This is a genomic window from Pseudomonas prosekii (assembly GCF_900105155.1).
GTDB lineage: Bacteria > Pseudomonadota > Gammaproteobacteria > Pseudomonadales > Pseudomonadaceae > Aquipseudomonas > Aquipseudomonas prosekii.
On the sequence record NZ_LT629762.1, the window covers coordinates 6,024,303 to 6,043,732 of the forward strand.

18 protein-coding genes are annotated in these 19,430 nt (G+C 61.0%); 8 read left to right on the forward strand and 10 right to left on the reverse strand.

Annotated features, from left to right (window positions below; translation table 11 throughout):
• The first annotated feature begins 3 nt into the window (after positions 1-3).
• A complete protein-coding gene (locus tag BLU01_RS27180; RefSeq protein WP_092281281.1) occupies positions 4-1,155 on the forward strand; it encodes an acyl-CoA dehydrogenase family protein in 1,152 nt (383 codons plus the stop codon).
• 212 nt (positions 1,156-1,367) lie between these two features.
• Here BLU01_RS27180 and BLU01_RS27185 read toward each other — a convergent pair whose 3' ends face one another.
• From BLU01_RS27185 to BLU01_RS27210, 6 genes are all read right to left on the reverse strand, one after another.
• Entirely contained in the window at positions 1,368-2,141 is a 774-nt protein-coding gene (locus BLU01_RS27185; RefSeq protein ID WP_092281282.1) for an enoyl-CoA hydratase, read from the reverse strand.
• 13 nt (positions 2,142-2,154) lie between these two features.
• Entirely contained in the window at positions 2,155-3,282 is a 1,128-nt protein-coding gene (locus BLU01_RS27190) for an acyl-CoA dehydrogenase (RefSeq protein ID WP_092281284.1), read from the reverse strand.
• Positions 3,283-3,400: 118 nt separating this feature from the next.
• Positions 3,401-4,594, reverse strand: coding sequence for an acetyl-CoA C-acyltransferase (locus BLU01_RS27195; RefSeq protein ID WP_092281286.1), 1,194 nt, complete (start codon positions 4,592-4,594; stop codon positions 3,401-3,403).
• Positions 4,595-4,607: 13 nt separating this feature from the next.
• The gene (locus BLU01_RS27200; protein WP_092281288.1) at positions 4,608-5,375 is read right to left on the reverse strand and encodes an SDR family NAD(P)-dependent oxidoreductase; all 768 of its coding nucleotides are present in this window, start codon (positions 5,373-5,375) and stop codon (positions 4,608-4,610) included.
• 16 nt (positions 5,376-5,391) lie between these two features.
• Entirely contained in the window at positions 5,392-7,056 is a 1,665-nt protein-coding gene (locus BLU01_RS27205) for an AMP-binding protein (protein ID WP_092281290.1), read from the reverse strand.
• Between the two features lie 277 nt (positions 7,057-7,333).
• Entirely contained in the window at positions 7,334-8,350 is a 1,017-nt protein-coding gene (locus BLU01_RS27210) for an AraC family transcriptional regulator (RefSeq protein WP_092281292.1), read from the reverse strand.
• 249 nt (positions 8,351-8,599) lie between these two features.
• On the opposite strand from BLU01_RS27210, the gene efeU reads away from it, so the two are divergent.
• Genes efeU through efeO (BLU01_RS27230) form a run of 4 tightly spaced genes read left to right on the forward strand, consistent with a single transcriptional unit; the run spans position 8,600 to position 12,837 of the window.
• A complete protein-coding gene (gene efeU / locus BLU01_RS27215; RefSeq protein ID WP_092281294.1) occupies positions 8,600-9,439 on the forward strand; it encodes an iron uptake transporter permease EfeU in 840 nt (279 codons plus the stop codon).
• An 8-nt stretch (positions 9,440-9,447) separates the two neighbouring features.
• Positions 9,448-10,647, forward strand: coding sequence for an iron uptake system protein EfeO (efeO, locus tag BLU01_RS27220; RefSeq protein ID WP_092281296.1), 1,200 nt, complete (start codon positions 9,448-9,450; stop codon positions 10,645-10,647).
• Between the two features lie 19 nt (positions 10,648-10,666).
• The gene (gene efeB / locus BLU01_RS27225) at positions 10,667-11,965 is read left to right on the forward strand and encodes an iron uptake transporter deferrochelatase/peroxidase subunit (RefSeq protein WP_092281298.1); all 1,299 of its coding nucleotides are present in this window, start codon (positions 10,667-10,669) and stop codon (positions 11,963-11,965) included.
• A 47-nt stretch (positions 11,966-12,012) separates the two neighbouring features.
• Positions 12,013-12,837, forward strand: coding sequence for an iron uptake system protein EfeO (efeO, locus tag BLU01_RS27230; protein ID WP_092281300.1), 825 nt, complete (start codon positions 12,013-12,015; stop codon positions 12,835-12,837).
• A gap of 219 nt (positions 12,838-13,056) precedes the next feature.
• On the opposite strand, the gene pssA is transcribed toward efeO (BLU01_RS27230), so the two are convergent.
• Positions 13,057-14,400 (reverse strand): CDP-diacylglycerol--serine O-phosphatidyltransferase, encoded by a 1,344-nt coding sequence (gene pssA / locus BLU01_RS27235; RefSeq protein WP_092281302.1) that lies wholly within the window; start codon positions 14,398-14,400, stop codon positions 13,057-13,059.
• A 193-nt stretch (positions 14,401-14,593) separates the two neighbouring features.
• Between pssA and BLU01_RS27240 the strand changes: the two genes are divergently transcribed.
• Both BLU01_RS27240 and BLU01_RS27245 read left to right on the forward strand, forming a co-directional pair.
• A complete protein-coding gene (locus BLU01_RS27240) occupies positions 14,594-15,154 on the forward strand; it encodes a TetR/AcrR family transcriptional regulator (RefSeq protein ID WP_092281304.1) in 561 nt (186 codons plus the stop codon).
• 57 nt (positions 15,155-15,211) lie between these two features.
• On the forward strand, positions 15,212-15,691 hold the full coding sequence (locus BLU01_RS27245) for a nuclear transport factor 2 family protein (protein ID WP_092281306.1): 480 nt from the start codon (positions 15,212-15,214) through the stop codon (positions 15,689-15,691).
• 116 nt (positions 15,692-15,807) lie between these two features.
• On the opposite strand, the gene sfnG is transcribed toward BLU01_RS27245, so the two are convergent.
• Positions 15,808-16,887 (reverse strand): dimethylsulfone monooxygenase SfnG, encoded by a 1,080-nt coding sequence (sfnG, locus tag BLU01_RS27250; protein ID WP_331716160.1) that lies wholly within the window; start codon positions 16,885-16,887, stop codon positions 15,808-15,810.
• 100 nt (positions 16,888-16,987) lie between these two features.
• Between sfnG and BLU01_RS27255 the strand changes: the two genes are divergently transcribed.
• Entirely contained in the window at positions 16,988-17,767 is a 780-nt protein-coding gene (locus BLU01_RS27255; RefSeq protein ID WP_092281308.1) for a TSUP family transporter, read from the forward strand.
• Here BLU01_RS27255 and nudC read toward each other — a convergent pair.
• Both nudC and BLU01_RS27265 read right to left on the reverse strand, forming a co-directional pair.
• Positions 17,735-18,565, reverse strand: coding sequence for an NAD(+) diphosphatase (gene nudC, locus BLU01_RS27260; protein ID WP_092281310.1), 831 nt, complete (start codon positions 18,563-18,565; stop codon positions 17,735-17,737). The genes BLU01_RS27255 and nudC overlap by 33 nt on opposite strands.
• A gap of 6 nt (positions 18,566-18,571) precedes the next feature.
• Positions 18,572-19,384 carry a crotonase/enoyl-CoA hydratase family protein gene (locus BLU01_RS27265; RefSeq protein WP_092281312.1) on the reverse strand — a complete coding sequence of 271 codons (813 nt, stop codon included), beginning with the start codon at positions 19,382-19,384 and terminating at the stop codon, positions 18,572-18,574.
• Between the last annotated feature and the right edge of the window lie 46 nt (positions 19,385-19,430).

The following is a 19,430-nucleotide window of genomic DNA, read 5'->3' on the forward strand; positions in this document are numbered from 1 at the left end:
GTCATGCACGATATCGAATTAAGCGAAGAGCAAGTGATGATCCGCGACATGGCCCGGGACTTTGCCCGTGGCGAAATCGCGCCCCACGCGCAAGCCTGGGAAAAGGCTGGCTGGATCGACGACGGTCTGGTGGCGAAGATGGGCGAGTTGGGCTTGCTGGGCATGGTGGTGCCGGAAGAATGGGGCGGCACTTATGTCGACTACGTTGCCTATGCCTTGGCCGTGGAAGAGATTTCTGCCGGTGATGGCGCCACGGGCGCGCTGATGAGCATTCACAACTCGGTGGGTTGCGGCCCGGTGCTCAATTACGGCACTGAAGAACAGAAAAAAACCTGGTTGCCGGACCTCGCCAGTGGTCAGGCGATTGGCTGTTTTTGCCTGACTGAACCGCAAGCCGGCTCCGAAGCGCACAACCTGCGCACCCGCGCCGAACTGCGCGACGGCCAGTGGGTGATTAACGGCGCCAAGCAGTTTGTCAGCAACGGCAAACGCGCAAAACTGGCGATTGTGTTCGCGGTGACTGACCCGGACCTGGGCAAACGCGGAATCTCGGCGTTTCTGGTGCCGACCGATACCCCGGGGTTTATCGTCGACCGCACCGAGCACAAAATGGGCATCCGCGCCTCCGACACCTGCGCGGTGACGCTGAGCAATTGCACGATTGCCGAAGCCAATCTGCTGGGCGAGCGCGGCAAAGGCCTGGCCATCGCCCTGTCCAACCTTGAAGGCGGGCGCATCGGCATCGCCGCGCAAGCACTGGGCATTGCGCGTGCGGCGTTTGAAGCGGCGCTGGCCTATTCGCGCGATCGAGTGCAGTTCGGCAAGACCATCAATGAACACCAAAGCATCGCCAACATGCTCGCCGACATGCACACACGGCTGAACGCGGCGCGGTTGCTGGTCCTCCACGCCGCGCGGCTGCGCAGCGCCGGTAAACCGTGTTTGTCGGAAGCTTCGCAGGCGAAGTTGTTTGCCTCGGAAATCGCCGAAAAGGTCTGCTCTTCGGCGATCCAGATTCATGGCGGTTATGGCTACCTGGAGGATTACCCGGTAGAGCGTTATTACCGGGATGCGCGGATCACGCAGATTTACGAAGGGTCGAGCGAGATCCAGCGAATGGTGATTGCTCGCGAATTGAAAAACTATCTGGTCTGAATGAACGTTCCCACGCGGAGCGTGGGAACGTTCAACAATATCTGCTGTGATGGCCTGAAAGCATCGCGAGCAAGCTCGCTCCCACAGGGATCTCCAGTGTTCACAGATGTTGTGTTCACCACACGGATCTCCGGTGTTCACAGATGTTGTGTTCACCAGAGATCGAATGTGGGAGCGAGCTTGCTCGCGATGACGTCCGCTCAGAAGCTACCTCACTTGCCCTGAAACTCAGCCTCGCGCTTGGCGATAAACGCCGCCATCCCTTCTTTCTGATCCTGCGTCGCGAACGCCGCGTGGAACACTCGGCGCTCGAAGCGCACGCCTTCCGACAGGCTCACTTCAAACGCGCGGTTGACGCTTTCCTTGACCATCATCGCGATCGGCAACGACTTCTTCGCAATCAACGTCGCGACTTTCAGCGCCTCATCGAGCAATTCATCCGCCGGCACGATCCGCGCGACAATCCCGCAACGCTCCGCTTCCACTGCATCGATCAACCGCCCGCTCAAGCACATTTCCATGGCTTTGGCCTTGCCCACCGCGCGGGTCAGGCGCTGGGTGCCGCCCATGCCCGGGAGCACGCCGAGGTTGATTTCCGGCTGGCCGAACCGGGCGTTGTCGCCGGCGAGGATAAAGTCGCACATCAGCGCCAGTTCACAGCCACCGCCAAGGGCAAAACCGTTGACCGCAGCGATAATTGGCTTGCGGCGGTTGGCCACCCGATCACTGTCGCTGAACAGGTCGTCGAGGTAGATCTGCGGATACGTCAGCTCGGCCATTTCCTTGATGTCGGCGCCAGCGGCGAAGGCTTTCTTCGAACCGGTGAGCACGATGCAGCCGATGTTCGAATCGGCTTCGAGGCCATCGAGAGCGTGGTTCAGTTCGCTGACCAGTTGCGCGTTCAAGGCATTCAGCGCTTGTGGCCGGTTGAGCGTGATCAGACCGACGCGGCCCTGGGTTTCCAGGAGAATCGTTTCGTAAGACATACAGAATTCCTTATTAAAGATTGCGCGAAATAACCATGCGCTGAATATCGCTGGTGCCTTCGTAGATCTGGCACACGCGCACGTCGCGGTAGATTCGTTCCAGCGGGAAGTCGTTGAGGTAACCGTATCCGCCGAGGGTTTGCAACGCGCTGGAGCAGACTTTTTCGGCCATTTCCGAGGCGAACAGCTTGGCCATCGAGGCTTCGACCAGCGCCGGTTTGCCGCTGTCGCGCAGTGCTGCTGCGTAATGCACCATTTGCCGGGCGACGGCGATTTGCGTCGCCATGTCAGCCAAACGGAAGGCCACCGCTTGGTGTTCGATGATCGGCTTGCCGAAACTTTCGCGCTCACGGGCATAATCGCGCGCGGCTTCGAACGCGGCGCGGGCCATGCCCACCGATTGCGCGGCGATGCCGACGCGTCCGCCCTCAAGGTTGGCCAGGGCGATGCGGTAACCTTCGCCCTCCTCGCCCAAGCGGTTGGCGACCGGCACTTTGACGTCTTCAAACAGAATCTGGCAGGTGTCCGAGGCGTGCTGGCCGAGTTTGTCTTCGACCCGCGCGACTTTGTAGCCCGGTGAATCGGTCGGCACGATCAGCGCGGTGATCCCGCGTTTGCCCGCGCCCGGATCGGTGACGGCGAACACGATGACCACCCCGGCGTTCTGCCCGGACGTGATGAACTGTTTGCAGCCGTTCAACACGTAATGATCGCCTTCCAACCGCGCGCGGGTTTTCAGGCCGCTGGCATCGGAACCGGCCTGCGGTTCGGTCAACGCAAACGCGCCGAGCATTGCGCCGCTGGCGAGTGGTGTGAGCAAGCGTTGTTTCTGTTCGTCGGTGCCGTACTTGAGAATCGGCACGCAACCCACCGAGTTGTGCACGCTCATGATCGTCGAGCAGGCGCCGTCGCCCGCGGCGATTTCTTCCAGGGCCATGGCGTAAGCCAGATAACCGGTGTCGCAACCGCCCCACTGTTCCGGCACCAGCATGCCGAAGAAGCCCAGCTCGGCCATTTCGCCGATGGCCTCTTTCGGAAAGCGATGCTCGCGGTCCCATTCTGCGGCAAACGGCTTCAGCCGCTCCTGAGCAAACTGCCGGGCGGCTTCGCTGATTTGTGATTGTTCGTCATTGGGAATCATGGTGAATCCTTAAAAAATGAGCTGAATGCATCCTGCTCTTGTAGGAGCATGGCTTGCCCGCGATGGCGTCCTCTAGAGGGTCATCGCGGGCAAGCCTTGCTCCTACGAGGTGGCAGCGTTAGTACAAGCATTCCACGGCCATGGCCGTTGCTTCGCCGCCGCCGATGCAGATTGCTGCAACGCCGCGTTTCAGGCCTTTCTGGCGCAGCGCCGAAAGCAATGTCACCAGAATCCGCGCGCCCGACGCGCCAATCGGATGGCCCAGCGCGCAGGCGCCGCCGTGCACGTTGACCTTCTCATGGGGGATTTCCAGTTTGCTCATGGTCACCAGACTGACCACCGCAAACGCTTCGTTCACCTCAAACAACTCGACTTCATCCAGCGACCAGCCGGTTTTTGTCATCAGTTTCTTGATCGCACCGACCGGCGCCACCGGGAACAGCCCCGGCGTATCGGCAAACGCCGCGTGGCCGTGAATCACCGCCAGAGGCTTGAGCCCGCGCTGTTGTGCCTCGGAACGACGCATCAGCACCAGCGCTGCGGCGCCGTCGGAGATTGAGCTGGAGTTCGCCGCTGTCACCGTGCCGCCGTCGCGGAACGCCGGTTTCAGCGCGGCGATCTTGTCGAGTTTGGCTTTCGGCGGTTGTTCGTCGTTGCTGATCAGCACCTGTTCCTTGCCGACCATCACGCTCAGCGGGACGATTTCGTCCTTGAAGCTGCCGTCCTTGATCGCCTGCTGCGCGCGGGTGGTCGAGGCGATCGCAAAAGCGTCCTGCGCTTCGCGGCTGAAACCGTTGGTCTCGGCGCAATCCTCGGCAAAAGTGCCCATCAGCCGGCCCTTGTCGTAGGCGTCTTCGAGGCCGTCGAGGAACATGTGATCGAGCACCCGGCCGTGGCCCATGCGAAAACCGCTGCGGGCGCGATCGAGCAGATATGGCGAGTTCGACATGCTTTCCATGCCGCCGGCGATAACCACTTCGGCGCTGCCGGCCACCAGCATGTCGTGGGCCAGAATCGTCGCTTCCATGCCCGAACCGCACATCTTGTTCAGCGTGGTGCAACGGGTCGATTTATCCAGCCCGGCGCCGAGTGCCGCTTGCCGCGCGGGGGCCTGGCCGAGGCCGGCGGACAGCACGCAGCCGAACAGCACTTCTTCAACCGCATCGGCGCCGATACCGGCACGCTCGACCGCCGCTTTGATCGCTGCGGCGCCGAGTTGCGGTGCGGTGAGGCTTTTCAGTTCGCCCTGGAAGCCGCCCATCGGAGTGCGGACGGCGCTGACGATAACAATCGGATCGTTGGCAAGAGTCATGACAAAGTTCTCCTTACTTGGCGGCCATGCGCAAGGCGCCGTCGAGACGGATCACCTCGCCATTGAGCATGCTGTTTTCGATGATATGCCGCACCAGCGCCGCGTATTCGGCGGGTTTGCCCAGACGTGGCGGGAACGGCACACCGGCGGCCAGCGAAGCGCGGACTTCCTCAGTCATGCCGGCCATCATCGGCGTTTCGAAAATGCCCGGTGCGATAGTCATCACGCGGATGCCGAAACGCGCCAGTTCACGAGCGGCGGGCAAGGTCAGGCTGACAATCGCGCCTTTCGACGCGGCGTACGCAGCCTGGCCGATCTGCCCGTCGTAGGCGGCCACCGACGCGGTGTTGATGATCACGCCGCGCTCACCGTCGGCGTTCGCTTCGGTTTCGGCGATGGCCGCTGCGGCCAGGCGCAGCATATTGAAGCTGCCGATCAGGTTGACGTTAATCACCTGGCTGAAACTCGCCAGCGCATGCGGGCCAGTCTTGCCGAGGATTTTCTCGCCGCGCACGATGCCGGCGCAATTCACCAGACCGTGCAGGCCACCGAAGGCTTGCACCGTCGCGGCGACCGCAGCTTCAGCGGCGGCTTCATTGCTGATGTCCGCGACCACGCTTTGCGCGCCATGACCAAGCCGTTGTGCCTGCGCCGCAACAGCCTCGGCGTTCATGTCCACCAACATCACTTTGGCGCCCGCCGCGACGAGCATTTCAGCGGTGGCGGCACCGAGGCCGGATGCGCCGCCGGTGACGAGAAAAACCTTGTTTTCGATCTGCATCTTATTTTCCTTCGATTCAAGCAGAAGCTTTGTGAGCCGCGGCCTCTTGAGCCTTGGCGATTTCCTGGTTGCGCAAGATAAAGCGCTGCAATTTGCCGCTTGGGGTTTTCGGCAAATCGCTGACGAATTCGATTTCACGCGGGTACGAGTGCGCGGCCAGACGTTTACGCACGTGTTGCTTGAGTTCTTCGGCAAGTTCCGGCGTGGCGCGGTACTGCGCGCCGATCACGACGAAGGCTTTGACCAGTTCGGTACGCTCGGCGTCGGGTTTGCCGACCACCGCCGCTTCAATCACCGCCGGGTGTTCGATCAATGCGCTTTCGACGTCGAACGGGCCGACGCGATAGCCGGACGTGGTGATCACGTCATCGCTGCGACCGACGAAACTGATGCTGCCGTCCGGGTTCCACTCGACGCTGTCGCCGCTCAGGTAATAGTTGCCGACGAACGCCTTGGTCGGCGCGCCTTCGTAGCCGCCGAACCAGCACATCGGCGATTGCGTGCGGTCGATGGCGAGGATGCCCGGCTGGCCGACGCCGAGTTCCTGATGGTCGTCATCGAGCACAACGATGCGGTGCCCCGGCGAGGCGAAACCGGCGGCGCCGAGGTGGATCGGGTGTTCGAGGCCATGGTGGTTGCACAGGACCATGCCCAGTTCGGTCTGGCCGTAATGATCGTGAATGACCACGCCGAGGTTGTCGGCGAACCAGCGAATCACTTCCGGGTTCAACGGCTCGCCGGCGCTGCTGACGATGCGCAGTTTGCCGTTGATCGAGCGGGCGAATTCGTCGCCGCCAGCGATCAGCAAACGGTAGGCGGTCGGCGAACCGGTGAGGTTGGTGATGCCATATTTGTTGATCACCCGGCAGGTGCTTTCGAGGGTGAACGGGCCATCGTAAAACGTGATCGGATGCCCCATCGCCAGCGGCCCGGTGACGCCGAAATAGATGCCGTAGGCCCAGCCCGGATCGGCAACGTTCCAGAATGCATCTTCGGGGCGCAAATCCACGGCATCGCGGGTGTAGTTCTGGAACGCGACGATGGCTTTGAGCGGCACCGACAGCGCTTTTGCCGGGCCGGTGGTGCCCGACGTGAACATCAGCAGAAACGGGTCCTCGCCGCTGAGCATGACGGGTTCGCACGCGGCGGGATAATTCGCCAGTTCGGCCCAGAAGCTGTAATCGCCACGGACGATGCCTTGTCCCTTGGGACCGCCAACGGTGGCTATGGTCGGGCAATCGGCGACATCGGCGAGTTTCGGCCGATTGACTGCGTCGGTGACCACCACTTTGGCGCCGGAGGTATTCAAGCGATGTTCGATGGCTTTCGGGCCAAATGCGGTGAACAGCGGCTGATACACCGCGCCGATGCGCCAGGTGGCGAACACGGTGATCAATAATTCGATATTGCGCGGCAGCAGCCCGGCGACTTTGTCACCCTTGCGCACACCTTGGGCGAGGAGGAAATTGGCGAAACGCGCGGCTTTGTCCTGCAAGTCGCTGAAAGTGTACGTCGCGCTGGCACCGTCACGACCCTCCCAGAACAACGCGATACGCCCCGGCAACGCGTGGCGGTCGCAGCACTCGACGCAGGCGTTGAGCGCGCTCAGATCGCCCGCGAGCGCGGCGCCAACGGTGTGCTGGTAATCGAACTGTGAAACGGCAGACAAGTAATCGCGCATCGCCAGAATCCCTCTGTATTTTTATTAGGTTGGGGGAACCGTAATCAACAGAGGAATACTCGCGCTGCGCGGGGTGTGGGGCAATGGTCAAAGCTATCAAGTTGCGTGACTGGTTTGGCCAAGGTTCGGAGGGTGCGGCGGTTGTGATGCCCTCATCGCGAGCAAGCTCGCTCTCACATGGTTTGTGGCTGCATTCAATTTGCGTGTTCCGCAGCAGTCCACTGTGGGAGCGAGCTTGCTCGCGATGAGGCCTGCTGACTCACCACAAAAACCCGGATCAACTCGCGTCGTTGAGAATCAAACTCCGGTAATGCCCCGGATTAGTCCCCGACCATTTTCGAAACGCTTTGTAAAACGAGCTCGCATCGGCAAATCCCAGGCGTGCGGCGATTTCGGCGAAGCTGATCGACGGCTCGGCCAGCCAGACTATCGCCAACTCCTTACGCACGCTGTCCTTCAAGCCTTGCCAGGTCTGCCCTTCTTCGGCCAAACGCCGGCGCAGCGTTGAGGCCGACATGCACAATTGCTGCGCCAACGCCTCCGTTTCCGGCCATTGTTCGGCGGGCAACTGCCGCAGATCATGCTTGATGCGGCTGGCGAGGCTTTCCGGATCGCGATACTTGACCAGAATATTCGCCGGGGCCTGGGCGAGGAAACGCTTGAGTTCTTCAGCGCTGCGCTTGATCGGCACATCCAGGCAATCGGCGGCGAAAATCATCCGCGTGCGTGGCCGGTCGAAGCGCAGGTTCTCGGAAAACATCACCTGATAGTCATCGCAGAAGTCCGGCGCCGGGCAGCGCAGTTCGATGGCCAGAATCGGAATCCGCCGCCCCGCCAGCCAACACGCGACGCCGTGGACAATCATCCAATAGGTGAAATACGTGAAGGCGCGGCGCGGGTCCTGGTCGTCTTCGAGCAAGATGATTTCCGCCAGGCTTTGCTGGCGCACCAGTTGCGCGGGCAGGTGTTCGAGCATCAACGAGAGGAAACTCAGGCCGGTGGTCAGGCCTGCAGCCAAACTCGGCTGGAGCATGGCGCTGCGGCACAGAAACTCGAGGCTGCCGGATTTCAGTTTGCGCGGGTCCATGCCAAAGAACTCATCGTCGCCGCGCCGCGCCAGCAAGCGCCACAAACGCGCATAGGCGGTGGCCGGCACCCGGCCCTGCGCGCTGGCCATCAACGCCGGATCGATGCCGACCTTGAGCAACACTTCCTCAGTCGCCGCCCCCGGCGCGCAACTTTGCAACAGCGCTTCACGCACCAGTTGAATAGCGATGGTGTCTTTTTCCGACATTGCGCGGGGTGAGCCTTGTTGTGCGAATGGTCGGCATATTAGCTCAATCCACTGCTCGCGATTGCGCAGCGTCAGTCAGCGTTGTTTTTGCCTGTCATGCCGTCATCGCGAGCAGGCTCACTCCTACAGGGTCAAGGTGATCCATTGGCTCGTTCAGCTTAGGTTCAGCCAAAGTCAATCAATCTCATGTGAGAATGAGTGTCATTATGTTACAACTTAGCTACCTAACTATCTCCTCAACGGTGCCGAATGCTTGTCCCCTTTCTGATCATGTTGCGCGAAGGTATTGAAGCGGCGTTGATCGTCGGCATTATCGCCAGTTACCTCAAGCAAACCGGGCGTGGCGAGTGGATGCCAGCGGTGTGGATCGGCGTATTCCTCGCCGCTGCGCTGGCGCTGCTGGTCGGTGGTGGCCTGGAGTTGATGAGCGCCGAGTTCCCGCAAAAACAGCAGGAGCTGTTCGAAGGCATCGTCGGTCTGGTGGCCGTGGGCATTCTCAGCTCGATGGTGTTCTGGATGCGCAAAGTCGCGCGGTCGATCAAGCATTCGCTGCACGTGTCCCTCGACCACGCCTTGGCCGGTTCCAAACACCAGGTCACGGCGCTGATCGCCATGGTGTTTTTCGCCGTGGCCCGCGAAGGCCTGGAAACGGTGTTCTTCCTGCTCGCGGTATTCCAGCAGAGCGAAGGCGCGGCGGCACCGATGGGCGCCCTGCTCGGGCTGATCCTGGCGATTATCGTCGGTTTCCTCATCTACACCGGCAGCATGCGCCTGAACCTCAGCGCGTTTTTCCGCTGGACCGGCCTGTTCATCCTCGTGGTCGCCGCCGGCATTTTTGCCAACTCGGTGCAGGCGCTGCATGAAGCCGGGGTGTGGAATCACCTGCAAACCGTGCTGTTCGACTTCAGCGCGACGCTGCCGATGGACGGCCCGGTCGGCGCGGTACTCGCCGGCATGTTCGGCTATCAGGACGCGCCGACCGTCAGCACCCTCGGTGCTTACCTGATTTACCTGGTGGTGGCGCTGGTGATGTTCTTCCTCCCGGCCGCCGCGCCCGCCAAACCATCACCTTCCGTTTCCAGTCAGTAAGGGCTTTCATGTCAACGCCTACTCCTCCCGTGGCTTCGCCTCCCCGCGCACTGCGCTGGGCGGTGGCCGGTTCGGTGATCGTGATGATCGCCGCCGGTGGCCTGTTCTACTACGCCTCGAAAATGGCCGCGGCCAAGCGCCAGATCAACCATGACGAAGTGGTGGTGAACATTCATCCCCACAACTGCGAGCCGAACGCGCTGACGGTCCCGGCCGGGCGCGCGAGTTTTCGCATCGTCAATCGCTCGGATCGCGCTGTTGAATGGGAAATTCTCGATGGCGTGCTGGTGGTCGAAGAACGCGAGAACATTGCGCCCGGCCTGAGCCAGGTGATCAACGCCAACCTTGTCCCCGGCGATTACGCGATCACTTGCGGTTTGCTCAGCAACCCGCGCGGCACCCTGCACGTGACGCCGACCGCCGCGTCCGATGCCGCAGCCAAGGCGCGTCCGTCGATGGTCGCGTTTATCGGCCCGTTGTCGGAATTTCGCGTGTACCTGAGCAGCCAAAGCAGCGCGCTGATCAAAGCCGTGACCGCGCTGGAACAGGCGATTGCTGCGGGCGATCTGAGCCAGGCGCAAGCGCTGTACCTGCCGGCCCGCGCGGCGTATCAACGGATCGCCCCGGCCGCGCAGCGCCTGGCGGAACTGGATAACGCGATCAATGCGCGCGCCGATTATTTCGAGAAACGCGAGCAGGATCCGGGGTTTGTCGGTTTCCATCGCCTCGAATACGCGCTGTTCCAGCAACGCAGCCTCGACGGTTTGACGCCGGTGGCGCAGCGACTGACCAGCGACGTCACCACGCTCAAACAGCAACTGCTCGCGCAATCGCTGCCGCCGGAGCAACTGGTGAGCATCGTCGTGCGCAATCTCAAGACCATTGCCGAAGTGCGCGCGGCCAGCGGCGAAGAAGAACGCTACAGCCACAGCGACCTTAATGGTTTTGCCGCCAACCTCGACGCGGCGCACAAAGTCGTCGATCTGTTGCGGCCCTTGCTGAGCAAATCCGCCGCTGACTTGCTGCCGAAAATCGACAGCGCGCTCGCAGCATTCGACGCCCAACTCAGCGGCCTCAAGAGCAACGATGGCTACGCCGGTTACGCCACGGTCAGCGCCGCGCAGCGCCAACACATCGCCGACAAGGCCAAGGCTCTGGCCGACGTACTCGACGGCATCGATCCAGCCCTGGGCCTGTCCGGCCTGTAAGCAGAAGACGAATTACTTGATGAAAGACACAGAGCAGTTTTCCGCGCAACGTCGCCGCGTATTGATGGGCATGGGCGCCGCCGGGGTGGCCTTGGCCGGCTCCGCTTTGAGCTGCCCGGCAATGGCCGCCAGCCCGGCGCAAGTCACCGAGGCGCCGAAAAGCGACAAGACCGAAGACCGCCACGCGTTCCACGGCAAGCACCAGACCGGCATCGTCACGCCGCGCCCGGCGTCGGGCATGCTGGTGTCGTTCGATGTGTTGGCCAGCGACCGCGAAGACCTCGAACGCTTGTTCCGCACACTCAACGACCGCATCGCGTTTTTGATGACCGGCGGCACGGTGGAACAGGTCGATCCGAAGTTGCCGCCGGTGGACTCGGGCATTCTCGGCCCGGTGGTGACGCCGGACAATCTGACCATCACCGTATCGGTCGGCGAGTCGCTGTTCGACGAGCGTTTCGGCCTGGCCAGCGCCAAACCGAAACGCCTGAGCCGCATGGTCGGTTTCCCCAACGATGCGCTGGACGCCGATTGCTGCCACGGCGACTTGAGCCTGCAGTTCTGCTCGAATACCACCGACACCAACATCCACGCCTTGCGCGACATCGTCAAAAACCTCCCGGACCTGCTGCTGGTGCGCTGGAAGCAGGAAGGCAGCGTGCCGCCACAAGCACCGAGCAAACCTGGAGCGCCGGCGCAAAGTGCGCGCAATTTCCTCGGTTTTCGTGATGGCTCGGCCAACCCCGATTCCAACGACGCGAAAGCCATGGACGCACTGGTCTGGGTGCAGCCCGGCAGCGACGAACCGACGTGGGCAGCGAATGGCAGCTATCAAGCGGTGCGGATCATCCGCAATTTTGTCGAGCGCTGGGATCGCACGCCGTTGCAGGAACAGGAAAGCATTCTCGGCCGCATCAAGAGCACCGGCGCACCGATGGGCGGCGCGCATGAAACCCAAGTCCCGGACTACGCCAAGGACCCCGAAGGCAAGCTGACCAAGCTCGACGCGCACATTCGCCTGGCCAACCCGCGCACTGCCGCGACCCAGACCAATTTGATCCTGCGCCGGCCGTTCAACTATTCCAACGGTGTGAACAAGAACGGCCAGCTCGACATGGGCCTGCTGTTCATCTGCTATCAGGCGGATCTGGAAAAAGGCTTCATCACCGTGCAAACCCGGCTCAACGGCGAGCCGCTGGAGGAATACCTGAAGCCGGTGGGCGGCGGGTATTTCTTCACATTGCCGGGCGTCACGGGCGATCAGGACTTTATCGGTCGTTCGCTGCTCGCCGCTGCACAACCTGCGACCAATACCTGACAACGCCTCGACTACGCCCCCACAATCCCCCAACACGGAACCGTCCCATGAAAAAGTCGCCCCTCGCGTTAATGCTGACCCTTGGCTTGCTCAACACTCCGTTTTCAGCTTTCGCGGCACCGGCGCCGCTGGATTTGGTGGGGCCGGTTTCGGACTACAAGATCTACGTCATCGAGAAACTCGACGAGTTGGGCAGCCACACCCAACAGTTCACCGACGCGGTGAAAAGCGGCGACCTTGCTACCGCGCAAAAGCTCTACGCGCCGACCCGGGTGTTTTATGAATCGATCGAGCCAATCGCCGAGCTGTTCAGTGACCTCGACGCGTCTATAGATTCGCGCGTCGACGACCACGAAAAAGGCGTGACCGCCGAGGATTTCAACGGTTTCCATCGCATCGAATATTCGTTGTTCTCGGAGAAAAGCACCAAAGGCCTCGATGCCTTGGCGGACGGTTTGAACAAAGACGTGAAGGACTTGCAGGCGCGCGTCGCCGGCCTGACCTTCCCGCCGGAGAAAGTCGTCGGCGGCGCCGCTGCGCTGCTCGAAGAAGTCGCCGCCACCAAGATCTCCGGCGAAGAAGACCGCTACAGCCACACCGACCTCTACGACTTCCAGGGCAACATCGACGGCGCGAAGAAAATCGTCGACCTGTTCCACCCGCAGATCGAGCAGCAGGACGCGGCGTTCATTGCCAAAGTCGACAAGAACTTTGCGACGGTGAACAAGATTCTGGCGAAATACAAAACCGCAGATGGCGGGTTTGAAACCTACGACAAGGTCAAGGAAAACGACCGCAAAGCGCTGGTTGGCCCGGTGAATACCTTGGCTGAGGATTTGTCGACGTTGCGTGGGAAGTTGGGGCTGAATTAGTTTTTGCGGCGCCTGGTCGGGCCCCTTCGCGGGCAAGCCTCGCTCCTACAGGGATCGCGTCCCCCTGTAGGAGCGAGGCTTGCCCGCGAAGGCATTCCTACATTCAGCAAATCAATCCATGTTCCAAATTGATCCCCGCGTTTAGAAATCCCCTGTGGGAGCGAGCTTGCTCGCGATGCCTCTCCCACATTCAGCACATCAACCCGACTGCGCCGCCCCTCACAAAATCCGATACAACAACCGCTCAATCCTCACCCGACTCACCCGCTTGAGAAACTTCGCCACGCCCGCCGGGTAGTCCGGCAAGGTTTCCAGTTCCAGATAGCGCTCCACCCGGCGCGTGTGCTCGAAAATCTCTGCCAGCTCTTTGCTGCGCGCTTCACGCAGTTCCTGTTTCGGATCGTCGATCAGCAGCGCGTTTTCCAGGTCGAGGCGGAAGGCGCGTGGGTTGAGGTTGTTGCCGGTGAGCAAGGTGTAGCGATCATCGATCCACATACCCTTGAGGTGGTAGGTGTTGTCGCCATCGCGCCACAAATGCAGGTTCAACTGGCCGCTGTCGATGTAGCGCTGATGGCGTTTGGCGAAGCGCCGCAGGCTGATTTCGTAAAGGTATGGCAGCGCGGCGATGACTTTGAACGGCTCGCTCGGCGGAATGTAGAAATCGTTGGCCGTCTTGTCGCCGACGATTATGTCGATCTTCACCCCACGGGCCAGCGCGCGGTTGATCTCGCGGGTGACTTGCAGCGGCAGGTTGAAATACGGCGTGCAAATGGTCAGCTGAAACTTGGCGCTGGCGATCAGTTCGCAGATCACCCGGCTCAGCGGGTTGTTCTTGCCGACACCGAGTAGCGGGCTGACGGACAAACCGTCCTTCGCCGTGGTGCCCGAGGTGATGTCGTAACTCGCATGCTTGAGGCGGCTGCGCAGGTCGCCGATGTCGTTGCGCAGGCTGCGCGTGGTCGGCGGGTTCGGCAGGTCGAGGCGATGCACCGCTTTGGAAGCGACGAGACCGTGCTGGACCAGGTGCTGCATGGAATCGGCGAGATCGCTGTTCTGCAGCAGGTGATAACGGTCGTAGCGGTACTTGTCGAATTTGTGCAGATAGACGTTGTTCAGGCTCGCGCCGCTGTAAATGACGCAATCGTCGATGACAAAACCCTTCAAATGCAAGACGCCGAACAGCTCGCGGGTCTGCACCGGCACGCCGTACACCGGCACTTCGCTGGCGTGGGTGCGGGTCATTTCCTGGTACCACGCCGAGTTGCCCGGCTGCTTGCCGGCGCCGATCAAACCGCGCTGGGCGCGCAGCCAGTCAACCACCACCACCACGTCCAGTTGCGGACGCGCGAGTTTGGCGGCGTGCAAGGCATCGAGGATTTCCTGGCCGGCTTCGTCCTGTTGCAGGTACAGCGCGACGATGTAGATGCGCCGGGACGCCTGGGCGATTTTTTCCAGCAGGCAACGACGGTATTCGGCGGCGCCGGAGAGAATCGTGACGGCATCGGCGGTCAGCGGAAAACTGCGCAGTTTAGGCAGCAGAGAGCGTTTGAAAAGCGACGGCATAGGGCTCGCAAAAGGTCGATTCCGAAGAACCCGAGAGCTTACACCATGGATTCGTTCGGGTCTGCCCACTGCGCGGAGCGTGGGAACGATCAAGCGGTTTTATTCCTGTAGGAGCGAGGCTTGCCCGCGAAGGCAATTTCACTGACAAAAAACCCGCTTGACCAAGAAGAACGATCGTTCTACTGTTCGCCACATGAACCAATCGACCAGCACTACCCGCGACATCATTCTGGATGTCACCGAAAAGTTGATCTACAAAAGTGGCATCGCCGCCACGGGCATGGATCTTCTGGTGAAAACCGCCGGCGTCTCCAGAAAAAGCATCTACCGCTACTTCGCCAACAAGGAGGAGCTGACCGTTGCCGCCCTGCAACGCCGCGACGTGCGCTGGATGCACTGGTTTCGCAGCGAAGTCGACAAGGCATCAAGCCCGGCGGATCGCTTGCTTAACCTGTTCACCGTGTTGCGCAGCTGGTTTGACTCCGAAGGCTTTCGCGGCTGCGCGTTCACCAACACCAGCGGCGAGACCGGTGACCCGCAAGACCCGGTGCGCCAAGTGGCCAGGGAACACAAACAGAAACTGCTCGACTACGTGTGCGAACTCTGTACCGAACATGGCGCTACCGACCCGGAGACGTTGGCCAGACAGCTGCTGATCCTGATCGATGGGGCCATTACCGTTGCGCTTGTGATGGGTGATCACAGTGCCGCCGATAATGCGCGATGCATGGCGCGAAAGTTATTGGACCTGTAACGACTTAATCAAGCTCGACCGCGTTGATTTAACTTTTACTTGATCAGGAGACATTCAATGTCAACTAACGCTGAAGCCCGTCCGCCATTGCCACCGTTTACCCGCGAATCCGCCATCGAGAAAGTGCGCCTCGCCGAAGATGGCTGGAATACCCGTGATCCCGAGCGCGTGTCCCTCGCCTACACCCTCGACACAAAATGGCGTAACCGCGCCGAATTCGCGCACAACCGCGAAGAAGCCAAGGGTTTCCTCACGCGCAAGTGGGCCAAGGAACTGGACTACCGACTGATCAAGGAACTCTGGGCCTTCACCGACAACCGCATCGCCGTGCGTTATGCCTATGAATGGCACGACGACTCAGGCAACTGGTTTCGCTCGTACGGCAACGAAAACTGGGAATTTGCCGAGAATGGCTTGATGGCCAACCGGTTTGCCTGCATCAACGATTTGCCGATCAAGGAAAGCGAACGCAAATTCCACTGGCCCCTGGGGCGCCGCCCGGATGATCACCCAGGCCTGTCCGACCTCGGTTTGTAAACGCTGTCCCCTGTAGGAGCGAGGCTTGCCCGCGAAGGCGTCGTCACATTCAACATTGATATTGACTGACACGACGCCTTCGCGGGCAAGCCTCGCTCCTACAAGGGCTCGGGTGGTCAGGCGACTGCGGCGGTCTGCTGGTTGAGCGCCTTGGCCTCCAACTCCCGCACCAGCGGCAACACGCGTTTGCCGAAGTACTCGACTTCTTCCTGAAAATGCAGGAACCCGGCCAGCACCAAATCCACGCCCACCGCTTTCAGCGCGACGATCCGTTCGGCGATCTGCTGTGGCGTGCCGATCAGGTTGGTTTTGAAGCCGTCGTTGTATTGCACCAGATCCTCGAACGTCGACTTCGCCCAATTGCCCTCGCCCTCCGGCGATGCCCGGCCCGCCTGTTTCGCGGCATCGCCAAAAGCGTTCACGGCTTGCGGATCGGCCTGATCGATGATCTGCGCCAGCACCGCGCGCGCTTCTTCTTCGGTGTCACGGGCGATGACAAACGCGTTGACCCCGACCTTCACCGAGTGATTGTTCGCCGTTGCTTTGCTGCGAATGTCATCGACCTGCGCCTTGATGCCTTCCGGCGTGTTGCCGTTGGTGAAATACCAATCGGAAACGCGCGCTGCCATGTCGCGAGCCGCGCGCGAGCTGCCGCCCTGGAAAATCTCCGGTTGACCCAGCGGTTTTGGCTTGAGGCTGTAATTGTCGAAACGGTAGAAATCGCCGCGAAAGTTGAAATTGTCCTGGCTCCAGATGCCTTTGAGCGAGCGGATGAATTCTTCGGAACGGCGGTAGCGCTCGTCGTGCTCCAGCCAGTGTTCGCCAATTGCCTGGAACTCGCCTTTGAACCAGCCGCTGACGATGTTCACCGCGACGCGGCCATTGGTCAGTTGATCGATGGTCGCCAGTTGCTTGGCCGCCAGATTTTGCGGGAGTCTTTGCAGCAGAGCAGCAACCGTGCCAGCGGCAGAAATCTGAGGTGTATGAGCACCGTGGCGAGGGGGCTTGCCCCCGTTGGGCTGCGTAGCGGCCGCAGAATCTGGTGAGCGCTGCGCACTCAAACGGGGGCAAGCCCCCTCGCCACAGGGGATTCGTAGGCATCCGGATTCAACGTGTGTCAGGGGCAATTTGCTGCTGCACTGTTGGCTCAGCAACACTGCACATCTGGGCAAAACCCACATTGCGATGGTTCCCATGTTCAGCCTGGGAACGATCAGCTGTAACAAGCCTGCTTTCTAGGTAAGATACCGCCCTTCCCCGCAGCCCTTTCTGCGCCCCGCCGAATAAGCCTATTCCATGCCTTTCGAACTCAGCGTTGACCTCACCACCCTGGCCATTCTGGCGTTTGTCGCTTTCATCGCCGGTTTCATTGACGCCATTGCCGGCGGTGGCGGGCTGTTGACCACGCCTGCCTTGCTCACCGCCGGGCTGCCGCCGCACCTGGTGTTGGGCACCAACAAACTCAGTTCGACCTTCGGCTCGGCCACCGCCAGTTTCACCTTCTACCGGCGCAAACTGTTTCACCCAAGGCAATGGTTGCATGCCATCGTCGGCACCCTGGTCGGCGCGTTGACTGGCGCGGTGGTTGCGCATTACCTGCCCGCCGAATGGCTGAACAAGATGCTGCCGGTGATCGTTTTCGCCTGTGGCCTCTACCTGCTGTTTGGCGGCACGCCGAAAGCGCCGCTGGACAGCGACGCGCCGATCAAGAAAAAGTGGCAATCGACCCAAGGCTTCGGCCTCGGTTTCTACGACGGCGTGGCGGGCCCCGGCACTGGCGCGTTCTGGACCGTCAGCACCATGCTCATGTACCCCATCGACCTGGTGAAGGCCAGCGGCGTGGCGCGCAGCATGAACTTCGTCAGCAACATCGCGGCGCTGTCGGTGTTCGTGTTCTCCGGGCAAGTGGACTGGATCATCGGCCTGAGCATGGGCCTGTCGGTGATGGTCGGCGCATTCTTCGGCGCGCGCACCGCGATCAGCGGCGGCGCGAAATTCATTCGTCCGGTGTTCATCACCGTGGTGCTTGGGCTGACCGTGCGGTTAGCCTGGCAGCACTGGTTCAGCGTAGCCTAAACGCCGCGCCAGATAGACGTCGATCAGGTAACGCGCAATCGAACGCGAGGCCGGCAGTGGCGGCATCGCGTGAATGTTGAACCACTGCGCGTCTTCGATCTCGTCTTCCTGACAGACAATCTCGCCACCGGCATATTCGGCATGAAACCCGAGCATCATCGAGTGCGGGAACGGCCAGCACTGGCTGCCCATGTACTGGATGTTCTTGACCTCGATCTGCACCTCTTCACGAACCTCGCGAATCAGGCAATCCTCAGCCGATTCGCCCGGTTCGGCGAACCCCGCCAACGTGCTGTAGACGCCGCTGACAAAACGCGGCGAACGCGCGAGCAACACTTCATCGCCACGGGTGATCAGCACGATCATGCTCGGCGAGATACGCGGGTAATAACGAATATTGCACGGCTCGCAATACATCGCCCGCTCGCGCGGAACCTGATGCGTGGCTTGCCCGCAGTTACCGCAAAACCGATGCTCGCGGTACCAGGTGCCGATCTGCGCGGCGTAACCGAGCACTTTATAGACGGTGTGATCGCCCTCAAGCATGAACGCCCGCAGACCTTTCCACTGGCAGCCCGGCACTTCGCTGACGCTGCGCAATTCCAGCAGATAAACCGGCTCGCCATCCAGGTGACCGATGCCGTGCTCGGCGAGGATCGACAGGTCCTGGCGCCTGAGCCATTCGCGCGGGAACAGCGCGCCGTTGTCGTCGAACAGAAAACCTTCGGGGCTGCGCGCGACGGCCCAGCCGCCCGGTTGATCGGTGTCCAGTACTGCAGTGGTCCAGCGTGAAGTCATGGTTAATCAGTCCAGAAATTCGGGTTTCTGTTTGCTCATGTGGGCGGCCATGGCCACGCGCAAATCGGTGGATTGCAGCATGGCGGCGTTCCAGGTGGCAACGTATTCGAGGCCGTCGTCGATGCGATGGTCGCGCATGTAGCTGATCATCTCCTTGGTGCCGGTAATCGCGATCGGCGACTTGCCGGCGATCTCGCGGGCAATCCCCATCACGCCATCGAGCAGGCTGTCGCGGTCGCTGTAGACGCGATTGATCAGGCCCATGCCGCGCGCTTCTTCGGCACCAAACTGGCGACCAGTGTAAGCCAGTTCACGCAGCATGCCGTCCCCGACGATGCGCGGCAAGCGTTGCAGCGTGCCGACGTCGGCGGCCATGCCGATGTCGATTTCCTTGATCGAGAATTGCGCATCTTCGGCGGCGTAGCGCATGTCGCACGCGGCGATCAGGTCGATGGCGCCGCCCAGGCAATACCCCTGAATCGCCGCAATCACCGGTTTGCGGCAATTATCCACGGCGTTGAACGAGGCTTGCAGGGCGAGGATCTTGCGCCGCAACAGGCGCGCATTGCGGCCGACGTCCTTGCCCATCTCGTTGGCCACGCCGGCGAGCATCATCAGGTCGATGCCCGAGGAAAAGTGTTTGCCAGCGCCGCTCAGCACCACCACTCGCACCTCGTCGGTGTCGTCGACCCATTGGAAAATCTCGATGATCTCGCTCCAGAAAGCGGCGTTCATCGAATTGATCTTTTCCGGGCGATTGATCTGCACATGGGCGATTTTTTCGGCGAGTTCGACGGTGAACGCGGTGTACTGAGACATGGCAGAAATCCTTTACCGGACAGAAAATGAGGCCGGAACTATAACA